The organism is Pedobacter sp. GW821-FHT01D05 (genome assembly GCF_059422505.1).
Genome location: NZ_JBWKXA010000006.1, coordinates 298,771 through 317,664, shown reverse-complemented (window position 1 = coordinate 317,664; position 18,894 = coordinate 298,771). Strand labels below are relative to the sequence as shown.

19 protein-coding genes are annotated in these 18,894 nt (G+C 37.7%); 14 read left to right on the top strand and 5 right to left on the bottom strand.

The window, feature by feature from the left end; translation table 11 throughout:
• Positions 1 to 123 precede the first annotated feature (123 nt).
• Entirely contained in the window at positions 124 to 531 is a 408-nt protein-coding gene (locus tag AC07VK_RS21040) for a hypothetical protein (RefSeq protein WP_492954495.1), read from the bottom strand.
• 375 nt (positions 532 to 906) lie between these two features.
• On the opposite strand from AC07VK_RS21040, the gene AC07VK_RS21035 reads away from it, so the two are divergent.
• Positions 907 to 1,833, top strand: coding sequence for a hypothetical protein (locus tag AC07VK_RS21035; RefSeq protein WP_492954494.1), 927 nt, complete (start codon positions 907 to 909; stop codon positions 1,831 to 1,833).
• 194 nt (positions 1,834 to 2,027) lie between these two features.
• Here the strand turns inward: AC07VK_RS21035 and AC07VK_RS21030 are convergent, their stop codons facing one another.
• The gene (locus AC07VK_RS21030) at positions 2,028 to 4,247 is read right to left on the bottom strand and encodes an NADP-dependent isocitrate dehydrogenase (RefSeq protein ID WP_492954493.1); all 2,220 of its coding nucleotides are present in this window, start codon (positions 4,245 to 4,247) and stop codon (positions 2,028 to 2,030) included.
• 553 nt (positions 4,248 to 4,800) lie between these two features.
• Here AC07VK_RS21030 and AC07VK_RS21025 point away from each other — a divergent pair.
• The 5 genes from AC07VK_RS21025 to AC07VK_RS21005 all read left to right on the top strand — a co-directional run bounded on the left by AC07VK_RS21025 (position 4,801) and on the right by AC07VK_RS21005 (position 11,920).
• A complete protein-coding gene (locus tag AC07VK_RS21025; RefSeq protein WP_492955377.1) occupies positions 4,801 to 6,003 on the top strand; it encodes an ankyrin repeat domain-containing protein in 1,203 nt (400 codons plus the stop codon).
• Positions 6,004 to 6,012: 9 nt separating this feature from the next.
• Complete coding sequence (locus AC07VK_RS21020) at positions 6,013 to 7,359, top strand: ankyrin repeat domain-containing protein (protein ID WP_492962769.1); 1,347 nt, start codon at positions 6,013 to 6,015, stop codon at positions 7,357 to 7,359.
• A gap of 85 nt (positions 7,360 to 7,444) precedes the next feature.
• Positions 7,445 to 8,062, top strand: coding sequence for a hypothetical protein (locus AC07VK_RS21015; RefSeq protein ID WP_493053048.1), 618 nt, complete (start codon positions 7,445 to 7,447; stop codon positions 8,060 to 8,062).
• A 405-nt stretch (positions 8,063 to 8,467) separates the two neighbouring features.
• Positions 8,468 to 9,787: a PQQ-dependent sugar dehydrogenase gene (locus AC07VK_RS21010; protein WP_492962773.1), complete on the top strand. Its 1,320-nt coding sequence runs from the start codon at positions 8,468 to 8,470 to the stop codon at positions 9,785 to 9,787.
• Between the two features lie 81 nt (positions 9,788 to 9,868).
• Positions 9,869 to 11,920: a TonB-dependent receptor gene (locus tag AC07VK_RS21005; RefSeq protein ID WP_492962775.1), complete on the top strand. Its 2,052-nt coding sequence runs from the start codon at positions 9,869 to 9,871 to the stop codon at positions 11,918 to 11,920.
• Between the two features lie 54 nt (positions 11,921 to 11,974).
• Here AC07VK_RS21005 and AC07VK_RS21000 read toward each other — a convergent pair whose 3' ends face one another.
• Positions 11,975 to 12,322: a single-stranded DNA-binding protein gene (locus AC07VK_RS21000; protein WP_492962777.1), complete on the bottom strand. Its 348-nt coding sequence runs from the start codon at positions 12,320 to 12,322 to the stop codon at positions 11,975 to 11,977.
• Between the two features lie 241 nt (positions 12,323 to 12,563).
• Here AC07VK_RS21000 and AC07VK_RS20995 point away from each other — a divergent pair, with 241 nt between their 5' ends.
• The 6 genes from AC07VK_RS20995 to AC07VK_RS20970 all read left to right on the top strand — a co-directional run bounded on the left by AC07VK_RS20995 (position 12,564) and on the right by AC07VK_RS20970 (position 15,748).
• Positions 12,564 to 12,929, top strand: a complete 366-nt coding sequence (locus tag AC07VK_RS20995; protein WP_492962779.1) for a hypothetical protein — start codon at positions 12,564 to 12,566, stop codon at positions 12,927 to 12,929.
• Between the two features lie 99 nt (positions 12,930 to 13,028).
• Positions 13,029 to 13,367: an avidin-fold protein gene (locus AC07VK_RS20990; protein WP_492962781.1), complete on the top strand. Its 339-nt coding sequence runs from the start codon at positions 13,029 to 13,031 to the stop codon at positions 13,365 to 13,367.
• A gap of 88 nt (positions 13,368 to 13,455) precedes the next feature.
• Positions 13,456 to 13,989: a MepB family protein gene (locus tag AC07VK_RS20985; RefSeq protein ID WP_492962783.1), complete on the top strand. Its 534-nt coding sequence runs from the start codon at positions 13,456 to 13,458 to the stop codon at positions 13,987 to 13,989.
• Between the two features lie 80 nt (positions 13,990 to 14,069).
• The gene (locus AC07VK_RS20980; RefSeq protein WP_492962785.1) at positions 14,070 to 14,909 is read left to right on the top strand and encodes a methylated-DNA--[protein]-cysteine S-methyltransferase; all 840 of its coding nucleotides are present in this window, start codon (positions 14,070 to 14,072) and stop codon (positions 14,907 to 14,909) included.
• A 6-nt stretch (positions 14,910 to 14,915) separates the two neighbouring features.
• Positions 14,916 to 15,164, top strand: a complete 249-nt coding sequence (locus AC07VK_RS20975; RefSeq protein WP_492962787.1) for an Ada metal-binding domain-containing protein — start codon at positions 14,916 to 14,918, stop codon at positions 15,162 to 15,164.
• The gene (locus tag AC07VK_RS20970; RefSeq protein WP_492962789.1) at positions 15,140 to 15,748 is read left to right on the top strand and encodes an alpha-ketoglutarate-dependent dioxygenase AlkB family protein; all 609 of its coding nucleotides are present in this window, start codon (positions 15,140 to 15,142) and stop codon (positions 15,746 to 15,748) included. The genes AC07VK_RS20975 and AC07VK_RS20970 overlap by 25 nt, the downstream gene beginning before the upstream one ends.
• A 20-nt stretch (positions 15,749 to 15,768) precedes the next feature.
• Here AC07VK_RS20970 and AC07VK_RS20965 read toward each other — a convergent pair whose 3' ends face one another.
• On the bottom strand, positions 15,769 to 16,512 hold the full coding sequence (locus AC07VK_RS20965; protein WP_492962791.1) for a hypothetical protein: 744 nt from the start codon (positions 16,510 to 16,512) through the stop codon (positions 15,769 to 15,771).
• 32 nt (positions 16,513 to 16,544) lie between these two features.
• Positions 16,545 to 17,333, bottom strand: coding sequence for a hypothetical protein (locus AC07VK_RS20960; RefSeq protein ID WP_492962793.1), 789 nt, complete (start codon positions 17,331 to 17,333; stop codon positions 16,545 to 16,547).
• A gap of 259 nt (positions 17,334 to 17,592) precedes the next feature.
• Between AC07VK_RS20960 and AC07VK_RS20955 the strand changes: the two genes are divergently transcribed.
• Positions 17,593 to 18,066, top strand: coding sequence for a response regulator transcription factor (locus AC07VK_RS20955; RefSeq protein WP_492962795.1), 474 nt, complete (start codon positions 17,593 to 17,595; stop codon positions 18,064 to 18,066).
• A gap of 257 nt (positions 18,067 to 18,323) precedes the next feature.
• Positions 18,324 to 18,866 carry a DUF4199 domain-containing protein gene (locus AC07VK_RS20950; protein WP_492962797.1) on the top strand — a complete coding sequence of 181 codons (543 nt, stop codon included), beginning with the start codon at positions 18,324 to 18,326 and terminating at the stop codon, positions 18,864 to 18,866.
• Positions 18,867 to 18,894 lie beyond the last annotated feature (28 nt).

The following is an 18,894-nucleotide window of genomic DNA, read 5'->3' as shown; positions in this document are numbered from 1 at the left end:
ACTTATTCGGTTAAAAATTACTAAACAAAAAGCAGGATTACGCATCATTGCAAATGTATAACCCTGCTTTTCCTATTATGATTGTTTCGTCAAATAACTATCCTCACGACAGTGCTCTATTGACTATTTTTGGGGCGTATCGTTAATCGGATAACCTTCTTCATCTAAATCATCGCGGTTATCTTCGGGTGTACGGGCAAGTATTTCATCTTCAGGGCTCAGCTTTACACTCTCCCCGTTATCTACGTGCATGCCTAATTCTTCCAGGTTATCTTCGGCAATTTCTTCATTGCGGGCATATTCATCACCAATATAAGGGTTAGCTTCATCATAGGTCGAATCATCATCTTTGGCACCAGCAGCAACCGTTTCATATCCCATCGGGTGGTCGTAATCTTTATCTGTGCCTCTTACATCGAGCTCGTAACTCTGCTTATTTTCATCATAAGCAAGATTCTCTTTATTGATTTCGCCATTTTCTGTGGTACTGTGTATTTTATCCTGCGATCCTTTATTCTCGTTAATTGCCATGATATGGTCTCCTTTAATTTATAAGGTTATAACAATGTGGTATAGATAAGGTTTTTCTCTGACAAATAATTTTATTATTTGGGCGTGCCCCAAGCTGCGCAAGGGTCGGGCTATACACTACAAGTCCTCGCCCGATGAATCCCGATTTTATATCGGGAGGGCTGTGGGCTTCCCGTTGCTATCCCTCACGCATGCAAAGTGCCAACTAACATAAGCGCAATATCTCAATTGTATTTTACTTCACCCAACAAGAATACTGGGTTAGAAATAGATCCTACTGGAGCTGCGCTAATCATCCCTCTTTACTACGGAAAACCGTAAAGTATATCATCATCAACCGTGTAGTTTTGAATATAATCAACAAAAAAACAAACTATGGCATTTTTAGATCACAATGGGGAAAGTGAATTTCCAATGTCGAAAGACAAAGTTTTTGAAGCAATGTTACTTGCAATTCCAACAATTAAAGGATTACAGATCGAAAACGCAGATAAACTACAAGGTCGGTTTATGGTAAAAGCAGGAGTTAGCTTGTACAGTTGGGGCGAAAATATACCGATACAGTTGACGGAAATCGCAGAAAATAGAACCAAAGTCCAGATTACTTCCTCACCAAAAACAGGAATTATGTTTGGGGGAGCATTCGATATGGGGAAAAACAGGCAGAATATTGAAAATATTCTTTCAAGTACCTCCAGAATATTATCATCAGAAAATAAGCCGAAACTGCTTCAAACAGATATAGTACCCTTTCAAACCAATGATTTCCACACAAATCCAAACTTTATAATTCCCAATCATTCAAATCGCTGGTACGAAAAAACTTGGTTAACAATAATTTTATGTATAATCTTTTTTCCAGTTGGCCTTTATGCCCTTTGGAAAAATTCATCTATATCCAGAGGATGGAAAATTGGAATAACAGTAATAATATCCTTAATTGTATTATCAAATTTAAGTGATAAAAATAAACCGTTAACAGAAAATCAAAATACTGTTGAAAAGCAACAAGCTAATCCTTCTTCAGAAGTTGAAACAGTTAAAAGTACTCAAAATGATATAATTGATGCAGTAGAAGAAGAAATTACGCAAAAACTTAAAGCAAAAGCAAGAAAAGATTGGCCTGATGATTATAGCACACAGGAATTTTGGGTTAACGAGCAAATAGATGCATATAAATATATGCTAACTATTGAGAATAACTCAATAAAAGCGAAAGCACAGCAAGACTGGCCACTCGACTTTACCACTCAAAAATTTTGGTATAATGAACAAATTGAGGCTCAAGAGCGCCTGAGGTAATAGACTACTATCCAATAGATATGTCGCACAGACAGAAATAATATTAAAGAGTTGTCAACTTTCGTACTAGAAGCATATTAAAGTTGACAACTCATAAAAAAAGCATCCCGATTTTTATATCAGGACGCCAAAGTATCTAAGAGTTGTCAACTTCCATACTAGAAGCATATTAAAGTTGACAACCCAAATTTAGCTTACAAAGAAGCCAAAGAAGTATTTAATGTTTCACTCGGACGCATTGCTTTGCTTGCCAGCTCATCATTAGGGTTATAGTAACCGCCAATGTTTTGAGGTTTACCTTGCGAGCCGATCAACTCTTCATTGATTTTGGCTTCATTTTCTAGCAAGGTTTTAGCCAACGGCGCAAATCTAGCTTTCAGATCGGCATCCTTCGTTTGTGCAGCTAAAGCTTCAGCCCAATATAAAGCCAAATAGAAGTGAGAACCACGGTTATCGATAGTACCCAATTTTCTGCCAGGAGATTTATCCGTTGCCAAGAATTTAGCATTAGCCTCATCCAAAGCATCAGCCAATACCTGCGCTTTTGCGTTATTTTGCGTTTGAGATAGATGCTCTAAAGAGGCCTGAAGTGCTAAAAACTCACCTAATGAATCCCAACGTAAATAACCTTCTTCAATAAATTGCTCAATATGTTTTGGGGCAGAACCACCAGCACCAGTTTCGAACAAACCACCACCATTCATTAAAGGAACAATTGATAACATTTTAGCAGAAGTTCCTAGTTCTAAAATCGGGAATAAATCTGTTAAATAATCACGCAATACGTTACCGGTAACCGAAATGGTATCTAAACCTTTACGGATACGCTCCAAAGTAAATTTAGTAGCTTCAATTGGTGCAAGAATGCGGATATCTAAACCAGTAGTGTCGTGATCTTTTAAATAGGTATTTACTTTAGCGATGATTTCTCTATCGTGTGCCCTGTTTTCATCTAACCAGAAAACAGCAGGAGTTTCTGATAAACGCGCCCTGTTAACCGCTAATTTTACCCAATCCTGAATCGGGGCATCTTTGGTTTGGCACATGCGGAAGATATCGCCTTTTTCTACTTTCTGATCGAAAAACACTTTACCATCAGCATCAGTTACGCGGATTGTTCCGTCAGCAGTAGCCTGGAAAGTCTTATCATGCGAACCATATTCTTCAGCTTTTTGAGCCATTAAACCCACATTTGGTACTGAACCGATAGTTGTCACATCAAAAGCACCGTTTGCTTTACAGTCATCAATAGTTGCGGTGTAAACACCGGCATAACAACGGTCTGGAATTAAAGCGATGGTATCCTGTGCTTTACCTTCTTTGTTCCACATCTGTCCAGAAGTACGGATCATGGCTGGCATCGAAGCATCAACAATCACATCCGATGGCACATGTAAGTTGGTAATTCCTTTATCAGAATTTACCATGGCCAGGGCCGGACCGTTTTCTATGGCCTGAGCCAAAGCAGCTTCAACTTCAGCTTGCTTTGCGTTGCCTGCAATTTTAGCGTAAACATCGCCTAAACCATTTCTGGTATCGATGTTCAGTTCTTTGAAAAGATCGGCATATTTAGTAAATACATCTGCAAAGTAAACTTCAACAATGGCACCGAAAATAATCGGATCTGAAACTTTCATCATCGTTGCTTTTAAGTGTGCAGATAATAAAACACCTGCTGCCTTAGCTTCAGCAATTTCTTTGGCCACAAAAGTTTTTAATGCCGATAAGCTCAATGCAGAACTATCGATCACCTCTCCTGCTTTTAATGGCGACAAAGCTTTTAATTCGGTTACTGCCCCATCTTCAGCAACAAATTCTATTTTAAACTGACCTGCTTCAGCAACAGTTGTAGATTTTTCTGAACCGTAAAAATCGCCTTCAGTCATACTGGCCACTTTGGTTTTCGAATCTGCCGACCATCTACCCATCGAGTGCGGGTTTTGTTTGGCGTAGTTTTTAACCGCTTTAGGTGCTCTACGATCAGAGTTACCTTCACGTAAAACCGGATTTACAGCCGAGCCTAAAACTTTTGCATATTTAGCTTTAATTGCTTTTTCTTCGTCACTCTGTGCATTATCAGGGTAATTTGGAATGGCAAAACCCTGCGCCTGTAGTTCAGTAATTGCACCTACCAATTGCGGGATAGAAGCAGAAATATTTGGTAATTTGATAATGTTAGCTTCAGGAGTGGTAGCCAAGGCACCAAGTTCTGCTAGAGCATCACCAATTTTTTGATCGTCTTTTAAATACTCAGGAAAGTTTGCCAAAATTCTTCCTGCTAAAGAAATATCTCTGGTTTCTACATCAATACCTGCTGATGCGGTAAAAGCTTGTACGATAGGTAAAAGTGAGTAGGTTGCCAACATAGGCGCCTCATCGGTTTTGGTGTAGATAATTTTTGATGTATTTGACATGTTTATATTGATTTTGCTTATTAAGGTTAACTATTCAATCGGTTTTTAGGTTTGTAAACCGATCTTTTTAAAATCGCCTAAAGATAAAATAATCGAATGACTTAAGGAACATCGCAATGTTATTTATGCTCTGGTTTGTACCATTTATTGCATATAGCAAGTAAAATGTTAATGACGGAATTTGTTTTGGAGCGCAGGGCCATTTGCTATTTTTAATTTAGCCCTGCTCATATCTTTATCTTTATAAATCGGAGAGCAGGACTATAAACTTAGGGCCGTGGTACAGAAACTCAACCTAATTGCACAGGACTAACTAAACTAAACCTGATCGAACGGATGCTATTTTTCATGGCAGCAGGTAGAGCAGGAAGAAATTAACCGATAGCATACTGCTATTGCTTTTCAAAAAAAATAAACGACCATATCATAATGAGGTATAGTTTTATCTGTCTTTAGTGCAATACCCCAATATTTTTTTGTGAACCATTTCTTTGGCTAAACTTTTGTAGCGTCAAAACCATATATCTATCTAGTTTAAACTTTTTAATTGAAAATGACCGAACCTACCTTAGATCAACAGTTAAATGCCCGCAAATTCGAAGAGGCTAAAAGCATGATGCATAACGGCGAAAAACTTTCTAAAAGCATTCAGGAACATCATAAATCATCAATTTTTGATCATCTGGTGAGAGAGAAACAGTACGAAATCCTGAATATGATGCTAAAAGACAAAACCATCGAAACCGACGTCTATGAATTCGACAGTTTTGACAAAAGCATTTTTCAGGCTATTGTCCGTAACCTTGGCAATGATGATGAAGATATTGCATTTTTTAATGAATTTATTACTCATTTCGACAACTTAAATGACGAGGTTAACACCAAAACACTATTAAGTTATTTCTTCGAAAACGGGGTGAGCTTAGCACTGATCAAAGCATGTATCAATGCAGGTTGCACCACCACCTTCAAAAACAATGCAGAGGAAAACTACATCCACCAGGTAGTAAAAAGCAGTTTCCGAAGGTATAACCTAAACGATGAACAGACTACCGATCTGCTTAAAGGATATATCGATATCCTCCTTAACGAAGGTGTTGATATCAACGAAGGCAATGTGGTGCAGGAAAGTCCATTAATTACCGCAATAAAATTCAACAAGAAAAATTTAATTGCCCATCTGCTCGAAAATGGCGCCGATCCCAATCATACCGACCGCGATGGAAATTCAGCTTTCTTTTATGCAGTGGCGCATTTACAGAGCGAAAACATATATGATACGCTGCGCAATTTCGCCTCACCAGCTTTCGATCAGGTTAATAAAAACGGCGAAACACTATTATTTGAATATGTAAGGATGATGTCGAACAGTGAAAGTGGCACCAAATTCCTTAAAAAACTGATTGAAGATGGCGCTGATTTATACCAGGCAAGTACGTGGTATGGCGCTGATAAAACACCATTGGATATCATTGCCGAAAAACAGGCTGATATTTTACAGGCTGTTTTAGAAACCGGACAGATAGATGTAAACAGGGCCGATAATAAAGGAAATACCCTGCTGCATAAAGTTTGTACCTACAATGTAAATTATGAAGCAGAAAAAGCGAAAGAAACCTATCGAAAAGTAAAGCTCCTGCTCGAAAACGGTGCAGATATTACTATCACCAACGATCAGGATCAAACCGCTCTGATGCTTGCATCTGATGATAACCTGAAAATAAAAACTGTAGAACTGCTCATGAAACAATCTTAAAATATGTCGATGTCATTTATTATTGCCTGCGAAAGCGGCAAGCGCAAAATAGCCGAATTTTTATTGGCCAACCAAGAGGTAGAGGTAGGCTATACCGATGAAAAAGGCAGAACAGCCCTCCATTATGCCGCCCACCGCGGGTATTTAGACCTTGTACAGATTTTGTTAGATCGTGGGGCAGCTTTAGATTACGAAGATCATGCCGGCGAAACACCGTTTTACTTTGCCTGTTTACAAAAACAGAAACAAACCGCACTATTTCTTTTAGATAAAGATGCAAGAGTTGACATTAAGGATTTTAAAGGCAACAGCTTATTACACCTTACTGCTCAAAGCGGGCAGATTGAAGTATTAGAAAAACTACTTAATGAAGGTCTTGAAGTTGATGGCGAAAATAATGAAGCAGAAACGCCTTTGCTTATTGCTGCAGGCTGGCGGAACAAAGAAATTGTTCAAAAATTATTGGAATTTGGTGCCAATATCAATACCACTAATAAACATGGCGATTCACCCCTAATTTTTGCGGTAAAATCTAAAAACACGCCAATGGTTGAATTGCTGATTGATAAAGGCGCCAATATCAACCATGTTAACCACGCAGGCGAATCGGCACTGCTGCTTGCCTGTTATGACGCCAACCGCATGCTCACCAAAACATTGGTAGAAAAAGGTGCCGATGTATTCGTTTCTTCAAAAGATGGTCTCTCACCAATCTGGTATGCCTGCGCCAATAACCAGAAAGAAATTGTCGATTTATTTTTAAGCCAGGGTGTAGATGTAAATTATGCAAAACCACTTTCGGGTAACGACGATTCCATGTATTCATATTTAGAATGGGTAGAAACCGCCAATAACATTTCCATTTCGGCCAGTTTCTCTTTCGATAACAACTACAACTACGGAGGCGAAAGCATGTTACATGTAGCAGCCAAAAGCGGCCACTTAAGTATGTTAAAGCTATTAACAGAAAAAGGTGCTAATGTTAATATTCAGGATGAAAGCGGAAACACAGCTTTACATTATGCAGCTGCGAATGGCAAAAAAGATGCAGTAAAATTTTTACTCGAAAAATCAGCTAACCCTTCCATTGTAAATGTTAAGGAACAGAAAGCAATAGATTATTCAAACATTAAGGGGTTCAATGAAATTACAGAACTCTTGTTAAAATTTGGTCCTTCAAACATTTCTAACCAGCCAATCAATGGTACAGCACCTGCTGAAAACAGTACAGAACCGACTAAAAATGATATCACATCAAAAAAACAGGCACTGTTAGATCTGAAAGAATTATTGGATGCCGGTATTTTATCGCAGGAAGAATTTGATGCCGAAAAAACCAAAATATTAAAAGGTTAAGTGATGATACTATAAAAAATTACCAAAAAAGTTTAAGACTTAAATTTTAGTTATAAATTTATGTCTTAAGATTTTTCCTGGCTGAATGACTAAATTTAGCCAGGAAAGTTCAACTTTAATGCTCACACAAATGAAAAACCTCAACAAAATCAAACTGCAGTTATTTGCCTTAATTGTTATTGCTCTTGTGATATATAGCTGTTCGCCAAAACTGTATCTGGATGAAACTAAACGCTATCAGGCAGGAACACTAACCGATTCACAAGTAGATTCCCTGCATCTTTTTTTAAAAGAAAACCAAAGGCTTGCTTTAAAAGATACCATTATCATTAAATACGATTTCAATAAAGACGACTGCTGGAAAGACCTTAGTTATCAGAACGCAGAATTCCTGAACAATGTAAGGTGGACCTTTCAGAAAAACATTCTCGAAAAAGCAGAGGCCAGACCAAAAGTTGCCATTTACCAATACCGCGAAGTAGGAAAAAGTTTCAGTCCGATTAAATCGAAAGGTTTAGAGATAGAAACCGATTCGGGCTTTCTTAGAAAATTATTGTTTAAAGAGATTACTTCTTGTGGAACCTCAGCAATCATCCTTCCCAACGGAAAATTTTTACTGGTAAAATCAGACCCTCAATTCTCTGCGCTGATCTTAAACGCTAAAGACATCGAGAAAAAATTACAGGAAAACCTGGTTAAATAATAGCCAAGAAAATCCAGCCTTCGCATTAAAAACGATTTAACAAAATTTAACTAAAAAATTAGGTGTAATGCTGTAATTTAGTTTTAATTAATCGTTTTCAAATTAACAACTGGAAATTTATGCTCAAATTCCTTTGCTACACTCCCATAACTCTAAAAACGGATCGTCTTTTCGGTGATCAGATTTTTGTTGCTCAATCAATATCTCAATTTAAAAGATTATATAAAAGTACTTCCCTGTTAACCATAGCATTGGGCCAGGGAAAATAGTATGCGCTCTCCAGGAAGGTACTTCAGGGTACTTTCCTTTTATTGTTTATAATGATCTTTGTACAAGGGCAAACCATCTGTCCGTTTTTGATGTTATATTTTTCTGAACTAATTTCCTTTATCAAAACGGGTTAACATGAAAAATAAAATTTTCTGCACAGCAATACTTTCATCCATTATTTTTTTCGGATGTCGGTCTGATTCAGGTTCGCAAAAGCAAGGAGAAGATACAACACTTACTACTAAAAACGGAACCTTAGACTTACCTGCACCAGATACCAACGCAGCCAAAAGTAAATTTAGTAAGGTTATCGATTGGCCTGAAGGTAAAACGCCAGTTGCCCCAGCGGGTTTTGTGGTAACCAGATTTGCTTCAAATATTAAAAGCCCGCGCAACACATATATAGCTCCAAACGGGGATGTACTTGTGGCCCTTTCCAATTCAGAAAGAAGTACTGCAGAGGCCGTTGCCAACGCAGTAACCGGCAAAGCTAAATCTGAAGTACCTGGTAAAAGTGCCAATACGATTTTACTATACCGCGATGAAAATAAAGATGGCAAGCCAGAAACTGTTACCACTTTTTTGAACGGGCTCAATCAGCCTTTCGGAATGCTGATTATTGGCAATTCATTTTATGTAGCCAATACCGATGGCTTGTGGCAATTTCCTTATAAAACAGGTGATACGAAAATCAACGCTACAGGCAAAAAGATCCTGAGTCTCCCAGCTGGTGGATATAATAATCATTGGACGAGAAATTTAATTGCCAATGCAGATAAAAGCAAAATTTATATTACCGTTGGATCGGGCAGTAATGTTGGTGAAAATGGCATGGAAAACGAAGCAAGAAGAGCTAATATCCTGGAAATCAGCACAGATGGAACTGGTGAGAAAATTTATGCGAGTGGTTTGCGCAACCCCGTGGGAATGGATTGGGCACCAGCTACAAATATGCTTTGGACAGCTGTAAATGAGCGCGATGGATTGGGAGATGATCTTGTTCCCGATTACATCACCAGTGTTAAACCTGGCGGTTTCTATGGTTGGCCATATTCTTATTTTGGTCAAAATGAAGATCCCCGTTTAAAAGGTAAAAACCCGGAGCTGGTTAAAAAAGCAATTGTGCCTGATGTTGCTGTAGGTGCGCATACCGCCTCTTTGGGCTTAGCTTTTTACAAAGGCACAAAATTCCCTCAAAAATATCAGGGAGGTGCATTTATAGGTCAGCATGGATCATGGAACCGCTCTGCCATTTCCGGATACAAAGTTGCATTTGTGCCCTTTAAAGATGGAAAGCCAGCAGGCAAACCAGAGGACTTTTTAACTGGTTTTGTAGCTGATGCAGATAAGGCCGAAGTTTATGGCAGGCCTGTTGGCGTTACCCTGACGCCCGATGGAGCATTACTGGTTGCCGATGATGTTAGTGGCATAATTTGGAGGGTTGCTGCTAAATAGTTTACAAAATAACCGCAGGTTAGCAGAATATGCGCTAAATTTATCTGCCAATCTGTGGTTAAACCATCAATTATTATCCTATTGAAACCGAACCTTCTACTATTCCTGACTTTATTTTCCTTTACTGGTTTAGCGCAAACGATAAAACCCGATTCGACCAAAAAACTCGAAGAAGTTACCGTTAAAGGTTATTACAATCCGCACTCATTATTAAGATCGGTATCAGCCGTAAATTTGATCGATAGCAATTTAATCGGAAATCAGCAGAACAGTTCCTTAGTGAGCACTTTAAATACTGTACCTGGTGTAAGAATGGAAGAACGTTCGCCTGGTAGCTATCGTTTATCGCTCCGAGGCAGTTTACTGCGATCTCCTTTTGGCATTCGAAATATTAAAATTTACATTGATGAATTCCCCTTAACTGATGCAGGCGGAAATACCTACCTCAATGCTTTAGATGTTTCTGCAGTAGGTATGATGGAAATTTATAAAGGGCCTGAAGCCAGTATTTTTGGTGCAAATACAGGTGGTGCTATTTTGATTAATCCGCCTGCCATAAACCACAATGAAATTACTATTTCAGCGATTGGAGGCTCCTATGGCCTCTTTCATCAAACGGCATCCATCAAACAGCAATACAAAAAGTACAGTTTCAGCTTTAGCGAAGGATACCAGAGAAGCGATGGGTATCGGCAAAATAGTGCAATGGGCAGAAAATATTTTCAAACGATACAGCAATGGAATTATAGCAATGCTGGCAGTTTAAAGGCTTTTGCTTTTTACAGCGATTTAAATTACGAAACACCAGGTGGATTAACGGCTGTACAATTAGATCAAAACCCTAAACTGGCCCGTCCGGCAACACCAACATTACCTGGCGCCATTTCACAGCAAGCCGCCATTTACAATAAAACCATTTTCGGGGGAATATCCAATTCATACCAGATCAATAAACATCTAAAGCATGTTATTGCTTTGTTTACCTCGTATACCGACTTCAAGAACCCGTTTATAACTAATTACGAACAGCGCTACGAAAGTACGCTTGGGTTAAGAACATTTTTAGAATACGCTCAGGCAAATGAAGACATTAAATTTAATGCCCAGATAGGACTAGAAAGTTCTGCTACCAAAAGTCAGATTAAAAACTTTAATAACAATAGTGGGGAAGCTACCTCAATGCAAGCTTCAGACCGCTTAAAAGCTGGTCAGGATTTTGCTTACTTCAGATTAAACTTCGACATCAACAATAAATTTCTGATCGAACTTGCATCGAGTTTAAACATTTTTAGCTACAACTATGAAAGCTACTTCCCTGTAACAATTGCAACAAGAGCGCGCAAGTTTAACGCCCAATTTATGCCAAAGGCTGCGTTATCTTACTTAATTGCAAATGACCTCTCTGTCAGGGCTTCTGTAAGTAAAGGTTATTCAACGCCTACTATTGCAGAAGTGAGGTCGTCTGATAACATCATCAACAATAACCTGCAAGCAGAGTCAGGCTGGAATTATGAACTGGGCTTAAGGTATAAAACGGGGAATAACCGTTTTTACGCCAACGGAAATGTATTCCATTACGAGTTAAAAAATGCTATTGTTAGAAGGCTAAATCAAAATGATGCTGAATATTTCATAAATGCAGGTGGAACAAAACAGGAAGGTATTGAATTGGAAACAGCCTTGTGGGTTATCAAAAACAATACTTCATGGTTAACAGGATTACAACTAAGAAGCAATTATACCTGGAGCCAATTTAAATTTGAAGATTTTGTAAGCGGCACTAATAATTACGCGGGTAACCAACTTACTGGCGTTCCAAAAAATATATGGGTTAATAGTATCGAATTTAACTTTAAAAAAGAACTTTACTTCTTTGCTCAACACAACTACACGTCAGCTATTCCGCTAAATGATGCCAATACCACCTTTTCTAAAAGGTACCATCTGCTTGAAGTAAAAGCCGGAATAAAAAACCTAAGGTTAAGCCGAACCCATCTTGATTTATTTGCAGGCTTAAACAATCTGCTAAATGTTGATTACAGCTTAGGCAATGATTTAAACGCCGCAAATGGGAGGTATTTTAACCCAGCCCCAGGAATTAATTTTTATACTGGCCTTTCTATTAGATTGTAATCTTTAAATCGCATCATATAAATCAAATATTTACATGATGCGATTATTCACAGGCTAAAAAGCATCCTGTTTTTCATTTTCTCTAATTACGACGTCACTAACTACTACATCTACTCCATAACGCTTTTTCCCGTCATGACCATCGTAACTATTAGCCTGTAACCTGCCCTCTACCCTTAAGCCTGTACCCTTTTTAACCTGAGCTTCGGCAATGTCGGCTTTTGCATTCCAGAAAGTTAAATTGAACCATTGTACTTTTTTTACGTCCTCGCCTGAAGCATTCCTATAGCTTTCGTTTATGGCCAGGTTAACCCTTGCTAATTTTTGATTTCCAAAAGTTTTAATCTCTGCATCTGCTCCTGCAAATCCGCTCAATACTACTTTGTTAATTGCACTTTCCATGATCTTTAAATTTTAAGTTTCTAAATGTTTAACGAACAGTCATCACCTCGATAACCGACAGGACAAAAGTGCCAAGATGATCAAAAATTAGTCGGATTGTAAACATTTATAGTCGGTTATAAACGTTTATACACGGAAAACATGCATTTAAAGCTTCAAGAGGATGTTTTATATTTTTTTTTATTCCACCATTTTATTTTATAAATTAGGTCATCATCCCATAATAAAAAAAGAAATTATTATGGAACGTTTATGTTTAGACTGCGGAACCCTGATTAGAGGAAGGGCCGATAAAAAATACTGCGATGATTCTTGTCGCAACAATTACAACAATCGTTTAAAGATTGAGAATAATCTCGTGATTAAAAGGGTAAATAGCATACTCAGAAAGAATCGTGCTATCCTTGCTGCGCTTAATCCAAATGGTAAAACCAAGGTTACCGGTAAAAAGCTAATTTCGGCAGGCTTTAATTTTGAATACCATACTTATAGTTATAAAACCCAGAACAGTAACACATACATTTTCTGCTATGAATACGGTTATTTAATTTTAGGTGATGACAGGTACCTGCTGGTAAAAAGGGAGGAAAAGCTTTGGTTGGCCTAGGTTAAAACGCTTTGGTTTGCTAGGTTAAACACCTAAAATTGTAGAAGGCTCATCCTATGATTTTTTTATTCTGGAAGAGATGATTAGTTTTATCATCTTATGATAAACTATAACAACAAGCTTTTTAAACCGATCAATAATACAGAAAATGGTGAAACATCAAATGAAACCGTTTTTAGCTATAAACAAACCGGAAATATCCTTACTGCTGAATATACAGGCGGAAAAATTATTTCCGGTCATTTAATTGGCTTAGTTGATGAAAACGGCAACATCGAAATGCGCTATCACCAGGTAAATAATCAAGGGGAACTCATGACCGGGATTTGCCATTCAAAGCCAGAACAATTAGCAAATGGCAAAATCAGGCTTCATGAAACCTGGCAGTGGACATCAGGAGATAAATCGAAAGGAAAATCGATCATCGAAGAGCAATAAGCGCTGGGCTATTTAAACAGCTAAGATCAATCAGATAAAAACGTCTTATTTTCGTTCAGTTTCTTTCACCCCCTATTTTTTAACTAACATGTCGATAACTAAATTACCCTTGATATTACAAACTGCATCAAATTTAGTTTACCACCCGTTAGGCTATCAAATAAATAATCTGCAAACAGAAAGTGAAAGTTGGGAATATGTGGCCTGTACTTTTGAATTAAACAGGTTAAAAATCAAACATCGCCTTTCTAAAATCACCCCAACTAAAACCGGGCAATTTGTAACCATATGGAAGCGGAATGAAGCAGGAATTACTACACCCTTTAATGATCAGGATGAATTCGACCTATTAATAATATCTGCCAGTAGTGTTGACCGATCTGGCCAGTTTATTTTTCCAAAAGACATATTGATACAACATAAAATTATTACCAAAAATGGAATAGAAGGTAAAAGAGGGATTAGGGTTTATCCGCCCTGGGATACGGTAACAAATAAACAGGCAGAGAAAACCCAACAGTGGCAAGCGCCTTATTTTCTTCAGATTGATATCAATGGAAATATCGATCTTGCAAGGGCGGAGAAATTAATCAGCAACGAAATTAAACAAACAGGATTTTAAAATCCCGGTTCAACTTAGCAAGTTTCGGGTAGTTTACCGTTTCTTTCCAAACTACTTTTGGATATAAATTATTCAAGACCATGAAAGCACAAGAAGAAATCAATTTCAATCGCATAGCCGATGCCATTGGCTATATCAAGGCGAATTTTAAAACACAGCCTGGTTTGGAAGAAATTGCAGAAAAAGTAAATTTAAGCCCTTTTCATTTCCAACGATTATTTAGCGAATGGGCGGGCACTACGCCTAAGCGTTTTTTGCAATACATTAGCATTGGTTATGCCAAAGAAATGCTGAAAGAAAACCAAAGTTTATTCGATACTGCATTAGAAACCGGTTTATCGGGAACCAGCAGACTGCACGATCTTTTTGTAAACATTGAAGGCATGACGCCCGGAGAATATAAAAACGGTGGCGAAAACCTCCACATCAATTATAGTTTTGCAGAAAGTCCGTTTGGCAACATTATTGTAGCCAGTACCACAAAAGGAATCTGCCATATCGCTTTTTATGACGACGAAAATATTGCTTTGGCGAATTTGCAACGCCAATTCCCAGCGGCTCAATATCAGCAGATATTAGATAAAGAACAACAGAACGCATTATTTATTTTCAGTCACGATTGGAACAAATTGCACCAGATTAAACTGCATTTAAAAGGTACTGATTTCCAGTTAAAAGTTTGGGAAGCTTTGTTAAAAATCCCTATGGGTAAATTGGCCACTTATGGTAACATTGCCAAAAAATTAAAAAATCCTAATGCATCCAGAGCAGTGGGCACTGCAATTGGCGATAATCCGGTTGCGTTTCTCATTCCTTGTCACAGGGTAATACAATCGAGTGGTGCCTTGGGCGGCTACCATTGGGGAGTAAACCGAAAAACAGCCATGATTGGCTGGGAGGCTGCAAAAACTAATGCTTAATGCCGTATGATCAAACATGCAGATATTTCAACGGAGGAACTCAAAAAACATTTAAAAAACAAAGATATTTGCCTTGGTGGAAATGCCAGATTGAAGATTTACGAATCACTTAGATGTACATCAGGAAAGCGGATGAAGAAAGAAAACCGTGTATTTTTCCGTTCTGTAGATGAAGCACTTCAACATGGCTACCGCCCTTGCGGGCATTGCTTAAAAACAGTATATAAACAATGGATTTATTCAACACCACAATAGATGTTAATCAAAATCTGCTCCCATACGGCGGAACAGTAAATTATTACGGCAAATTATTCCAGGTATCCGAAGCCGATCATTATTTTGATGTACTGATGAATACCATTGAATGGAAAAATGATGAGGCTTTTATTATGGGCAAACACATCATTACCAAAAGAAAAGTTGCCTGGTACGGAGATGAAGCCTATTCTTATACCTACTCCAATAAATCGAAAATGGCCTTACCATGGACAAAGGAGTTACTGGATTTAAAAAAAATTTCAGAGGAGCAAACAGGTACCACTTTTAACTCTTGCTTACTTAATTTATACCACAACGGTGATGAAGGAATGGCTTACCACAGTGACGACGAGAAAGCCTTAGCTGAAGATTCTGCCATTGCATCATTAAGTTTCGGTGCAGAACGAAGGTTTCTTTTTAAACATAAAAAAACTAAAGAAACGGTAACTTTATTTTTAGAAAATGGAAGTTTATTGGTGATGAAAGATGAAACACAAACCAATTGGCTACACCGCCTTCCACCAACCAAAAAAGTAAATAAACCAAGGATAAACCTCACCTTTAGAACAATGGTGGTTTAACCTTGCCTAGTTAAAATGTCTTATATTTTCTGCATTTGAGGCTTTACTTTACAAAAGAATTCCTGAAATACCTTATTATCAGCATAAGGCATACCTGGAAATCCACAACTCTCAAAACAGATTCTCAAATAGTTGATAAATGTTGTGTCATTAGGTTCATTTAAAAACTTACTATCAATACTTCTTTCTTTATTTAACTGCAATGCATAGGGAGGACCACCGCTAACATTATCCTTATGAAGATCGTCAGCAGATAGATCCAGAAATGCAAAGCCAAAATCAGCATCCTGAATGTATTCTTCCATTTCTTCCAGCCAGTATTCATCGGTTACCTGCGAAACACAGTCGGTTAAAGGTGTTACCTGAATAGGATCTGCCATCTCCCATAGAATATCTGGATCATCTTGGTAATTCCACGCAAAATTGCACGAGCCAACAATTTGGTAAAACATTTTCATCGACACTGGTAGTTTACCTACCAGTTCTATGTTCTGCTCTAATATATTAAGTAGTTCGTCAGTATTAGAGAAGGGCATCAATAATGCTTCGTCATTTCCCGTATCATCTGCCCAGAAAACGTAATCAATATTCTTAAGTTCTTTGTAGATAATCTCAAGATTGAACCTAACCCGTTGGAAAGTCTCAATCAATACTTTTTCAACATCAGGATAGTAACTTGGAGAAAATGCCTCTTCTCCTAATTTTTCAATATCAGCATAAACACTATGCGATTCTCCGTTTTTATACCTGTCGTAAAAATTCATTATCTACACCCAAATGGAATAAGCAATATAGACTAGTGTTTAAACTCCTTAATATCTACAATGCGGTCATCATCAGCGTTTTTCTTTAAGAAAGATGTTCCATTTGCATTCGCTACCAAAGTATAATCTCTTTGAATATTTCCGACAAGAGTTTCAGGTTCATTTATTAATGCTGCTGGCAATGGCAGGTTAAAAGTTTCGCCTGTTGCCGTATTAACCTGGTACAAAGAATTAGCAGTTAAAAAAACCAGTGTGGTTTTATCACTAGAATACATAAAAAATTTCCCCTGGATACGTTCGTCAGGATTTTGTCTTTTAATAGGGTAAACTCTCGAATTTATAGTCGTAATAAAAAAATCGTTATTCACCAAAATATTACTACGTGTTAATTCTTCTAAACCGTTTGTATATTTTTTATCTTCGGCACCTTTTGATGGTTTATTCAAGCTCACCACTTCGGTTTTTCCATCATTAACAGAAATGATGTAAAACGGAGCCATTTTCCCTGTTTCATTAGCTACCTGTACTAATACAGCTGTTTTTTGTGTATTGATGAATGATGCAACAATAAATTTCTGCGCAGCGGCGTTTGGAGCATCGTCAACAATAATAGTGGTATCTTTATATTGAATGGCAAAGCGATCGGCTGCTGCCACAGTGCCAGAATCTGTTTTTAGGATAGTAAGTACATTTTTCTTCGATTTCGGGAAAACATTAAAATCGTCACTAACAGCAAATGGTCTTGCCTTGCAGGTTTTTTCAGATTTACCGCAGCCAAATAAAACAACGGAAAGTAAGAGTGCATAAAGCGTAATTTTCATAGATATGATTATTTTTTTTTTGCTAATTTATAATCTTTATTGCGCTTATTTTATCAAAGTCACCATAAAATTACCGCATCTGCTTAAAAAGCACAACAGATCGTGTTTTATACCGGTATCCCAATATCTGTTAATCATAAAAACCACATCCGCTTGCATTTGCATCTCCGTCAGATTCAAACGACTTAGCTTCTGTATTTAGAGGGCAGAATTTGACTACTTCAGACTAAATTCCTTATTTTTGATTAACAGATAACCGATGGCAAACACACCGAATTTTCTCGCTAAAAATAAAAGCGTAATCTTATATGGGGTTTTCCTGGCTGTACTACTGTTTTTGCTGAAGTGGCTTGAACTTCGTTTTATTATCATCGACCATGCCTTCGAAATTTATGCCGGTTCGATAGCCGTTATTTTTACCGCTTTAGGCATTTGGCTCGCGCTTAAATTAACCAGGCCCAAAACCATACTGATCGAAAAAGAAGTTTTTACGGAGAGACCTGAAACATTTATCCTCAACGAAAAAGAACTGACCAAACTCAACATCAGCAAAAGAGAGCTGGAGGTTTTGCAGCTCATGTCTTCGGGTTTAAGCAATCAGGAAATTGCGTTAAAGTTATTTGTATCTTTAAATACCATAAAAACACACAACGCCAGACTTTTCGAAAAACTGGAAGTTAAACGCAGAACTCAGGCCATAGAAACAGCCAAAAGACTCAGTATTATCCCTTAACGAACTAATACAGTGGTATTAAAAGGCTACCGATCTGAAAAATCACCCTAAAGTATGATGGTTAAAAAAAATAATCGAAGCAATTTTGTGGTGTAAACCTCTTAAAATTATAAACAGATGAAACCATCATGAGCAAACGCTCACAGACAGAGATGAACCGAGCCTGTGAGCTCTTGAACACAAAAAATCAAATAGAGACTGGTGAAAAATATTGCTCATGATAGTTTCATCACAATTAAAAAACAAACTATATACTGATGAAAAAGAACGTAATTGTATTCGGATTAATCGCCGGCTTAATTGTATCAACATTAATGGTGCTCTCTATGGCGAGATGTTATAGCGACCCGAACCTTGAGCATAGCATGCTTATAGGCTATGCCTCAATGGTATTGGCTTTTTCATTTATTTTTGTCGGCATAAAAAACTATCGCGATAAATACAACGATGGGTTAATCACTTTCGGCAAAGCTTTTAAAATCGGTGCATTGATCAGCTTAGTAGCTTCTACCATATATGTTATTGTGTGGTTGATTGATTATTATGTATTTATGCCTGATTTTATGGATAAATATGTTGCTCAGGCACTTAGAGAAGCCAAAGCAGATGGCGCATCCGCAGCTGAGCTGGCAACTAAGACAAAAGAACTGGCTTCCAGTCAGGAAATGTACAAAAACCCAATCATGGTGGTTCTATTTACCTATATGGAAATTCTGCCTGTAGGGATACTGATCTCGTTGGTAGCAGCACTCATCCTTAAAAGAAAACCAGACACTCCATTAAATGTAAAAACCACTTAAGATACCTGCTTATCTGATTTCCTTTTAT

Coding starts and splice junctions, on each gene's coding strand:
- AC07VK_RS21040 (WP_492954495.1), bottom strand. CDS start 531: ATGGCAATTAACGAGAATAAAGGATCGCAGGATAAAATACACAGTACC.
- AC07VK_RS21035 (WP_492954494.1), top strand. CDS start 907: ATGGCATTTTTAGATCACAATGGGGAAAGTGAATTTCCAATGTCGAAA.
- AC07VK_RS21030 (WP_492954493.1), bottom strand. CDS start 4,247: ATGTCAAATACATCAAAAATTATCTACACCAAAACCGATGAGGCGCCT.
- AC07VK_RS21025 (WP_492955377.1), top strand. CDS start 4,801: ATGACCGAACCTACCTTAGATCAACAGTTAAATGCCCGCAAATTCGAA.
- AC07VK_RS21020 (WP_492962769.1), top strand. CDS start 6,013: ATGTCATTTATTATTGCCTGCGAAAGCGGCAAGCGCAAAATAGCCGAA.
- AC07VK_RS21015 (WP_493053048.1), top strand. CDS start 7,445: ATGACTAAATTTAGCCAGGAAAGTTCAACTTTAATGCTCACACAAATG.
- AC07VK_RS21010 (WP_492962773.1), top strand. CDS start 8,468: ATGAAAAATAAAATTTTCTGCACAGCAATACTTTCATCCATTATTTTT.
- AC07VK_RS21000 (WP_492962777.1), bottom strand. CDS start 12,322: ATGGAAAGTGCAATTAACAAAGTAGTATTGAGCGGATTTGCAGGAGCA.
- AC07VK_RS20995 (WP_492962779.1), top strand. CDS start 12,564: ATGGAACGTTTATGTTTAGACTGCGGAACCCTGATTAGAGGAAGGGCC.
- AC07VK_RS20990 (WP_492962781.1), top strand. CDS start 13,029: ATGATAAACTATAACAACAAGCTTTTTAAACCGATCAATAATACAGAA.
- AC07VK_RS20985 (WP_492962783.1), top strand. CDS start 13,456: ATGTCGATAACTAAATTACCCTTGATATTACAAACTGCATCAAATTTA.
- AC07VK_RS20980 (WP_492962785.1), top strand. CDS start 14,070: ATGAAAGCACAAGAAGAAATCAATTTCAATCGCATAGCCGATGCCATT.
- AC07VK_RS20975 (WP_492962787.1), top strand. CDS start 14,916: ATGATCAAACATGCAGATATTTCAACGGAGGAACTCAAAAAACATTTA.
- AC07VK_RS20970 (WP_492962789.1), top strand. CDS start 15,140: ATGGATTTATTCAACACCACAATAGATGTTAATCAAAATCTGCTCCCA.
- AC07VK_RS20965 (WP_492962791.1), bottom strand. CDS start 16,512: ATGAATTTTTACGACAGGTATAAAAACGGAGAATCGCATAGTGTTTAT.
- AC07VK_RS20960 (WP_492962793.1), bottom strand. CDS start 17,333: ATGAAAATTACGCTTTATGCACTCTTACTTTCCGTTGTTTTATTTGGC.
- AC07VK_RS20955 (WP_492962795.1), top strand. CDS start 17,593: ATGGCAAACACACCGAATTTTCTCGCTAAAAATAAAAGCGTAATCTTA.
- AC07VK_RS20950 (WP_492962797.1), top strand. CDS start 18,324: ATGAAAAAGAACGTAATTGTATTCGGATTAATCGCCGGCTTAATTGTA.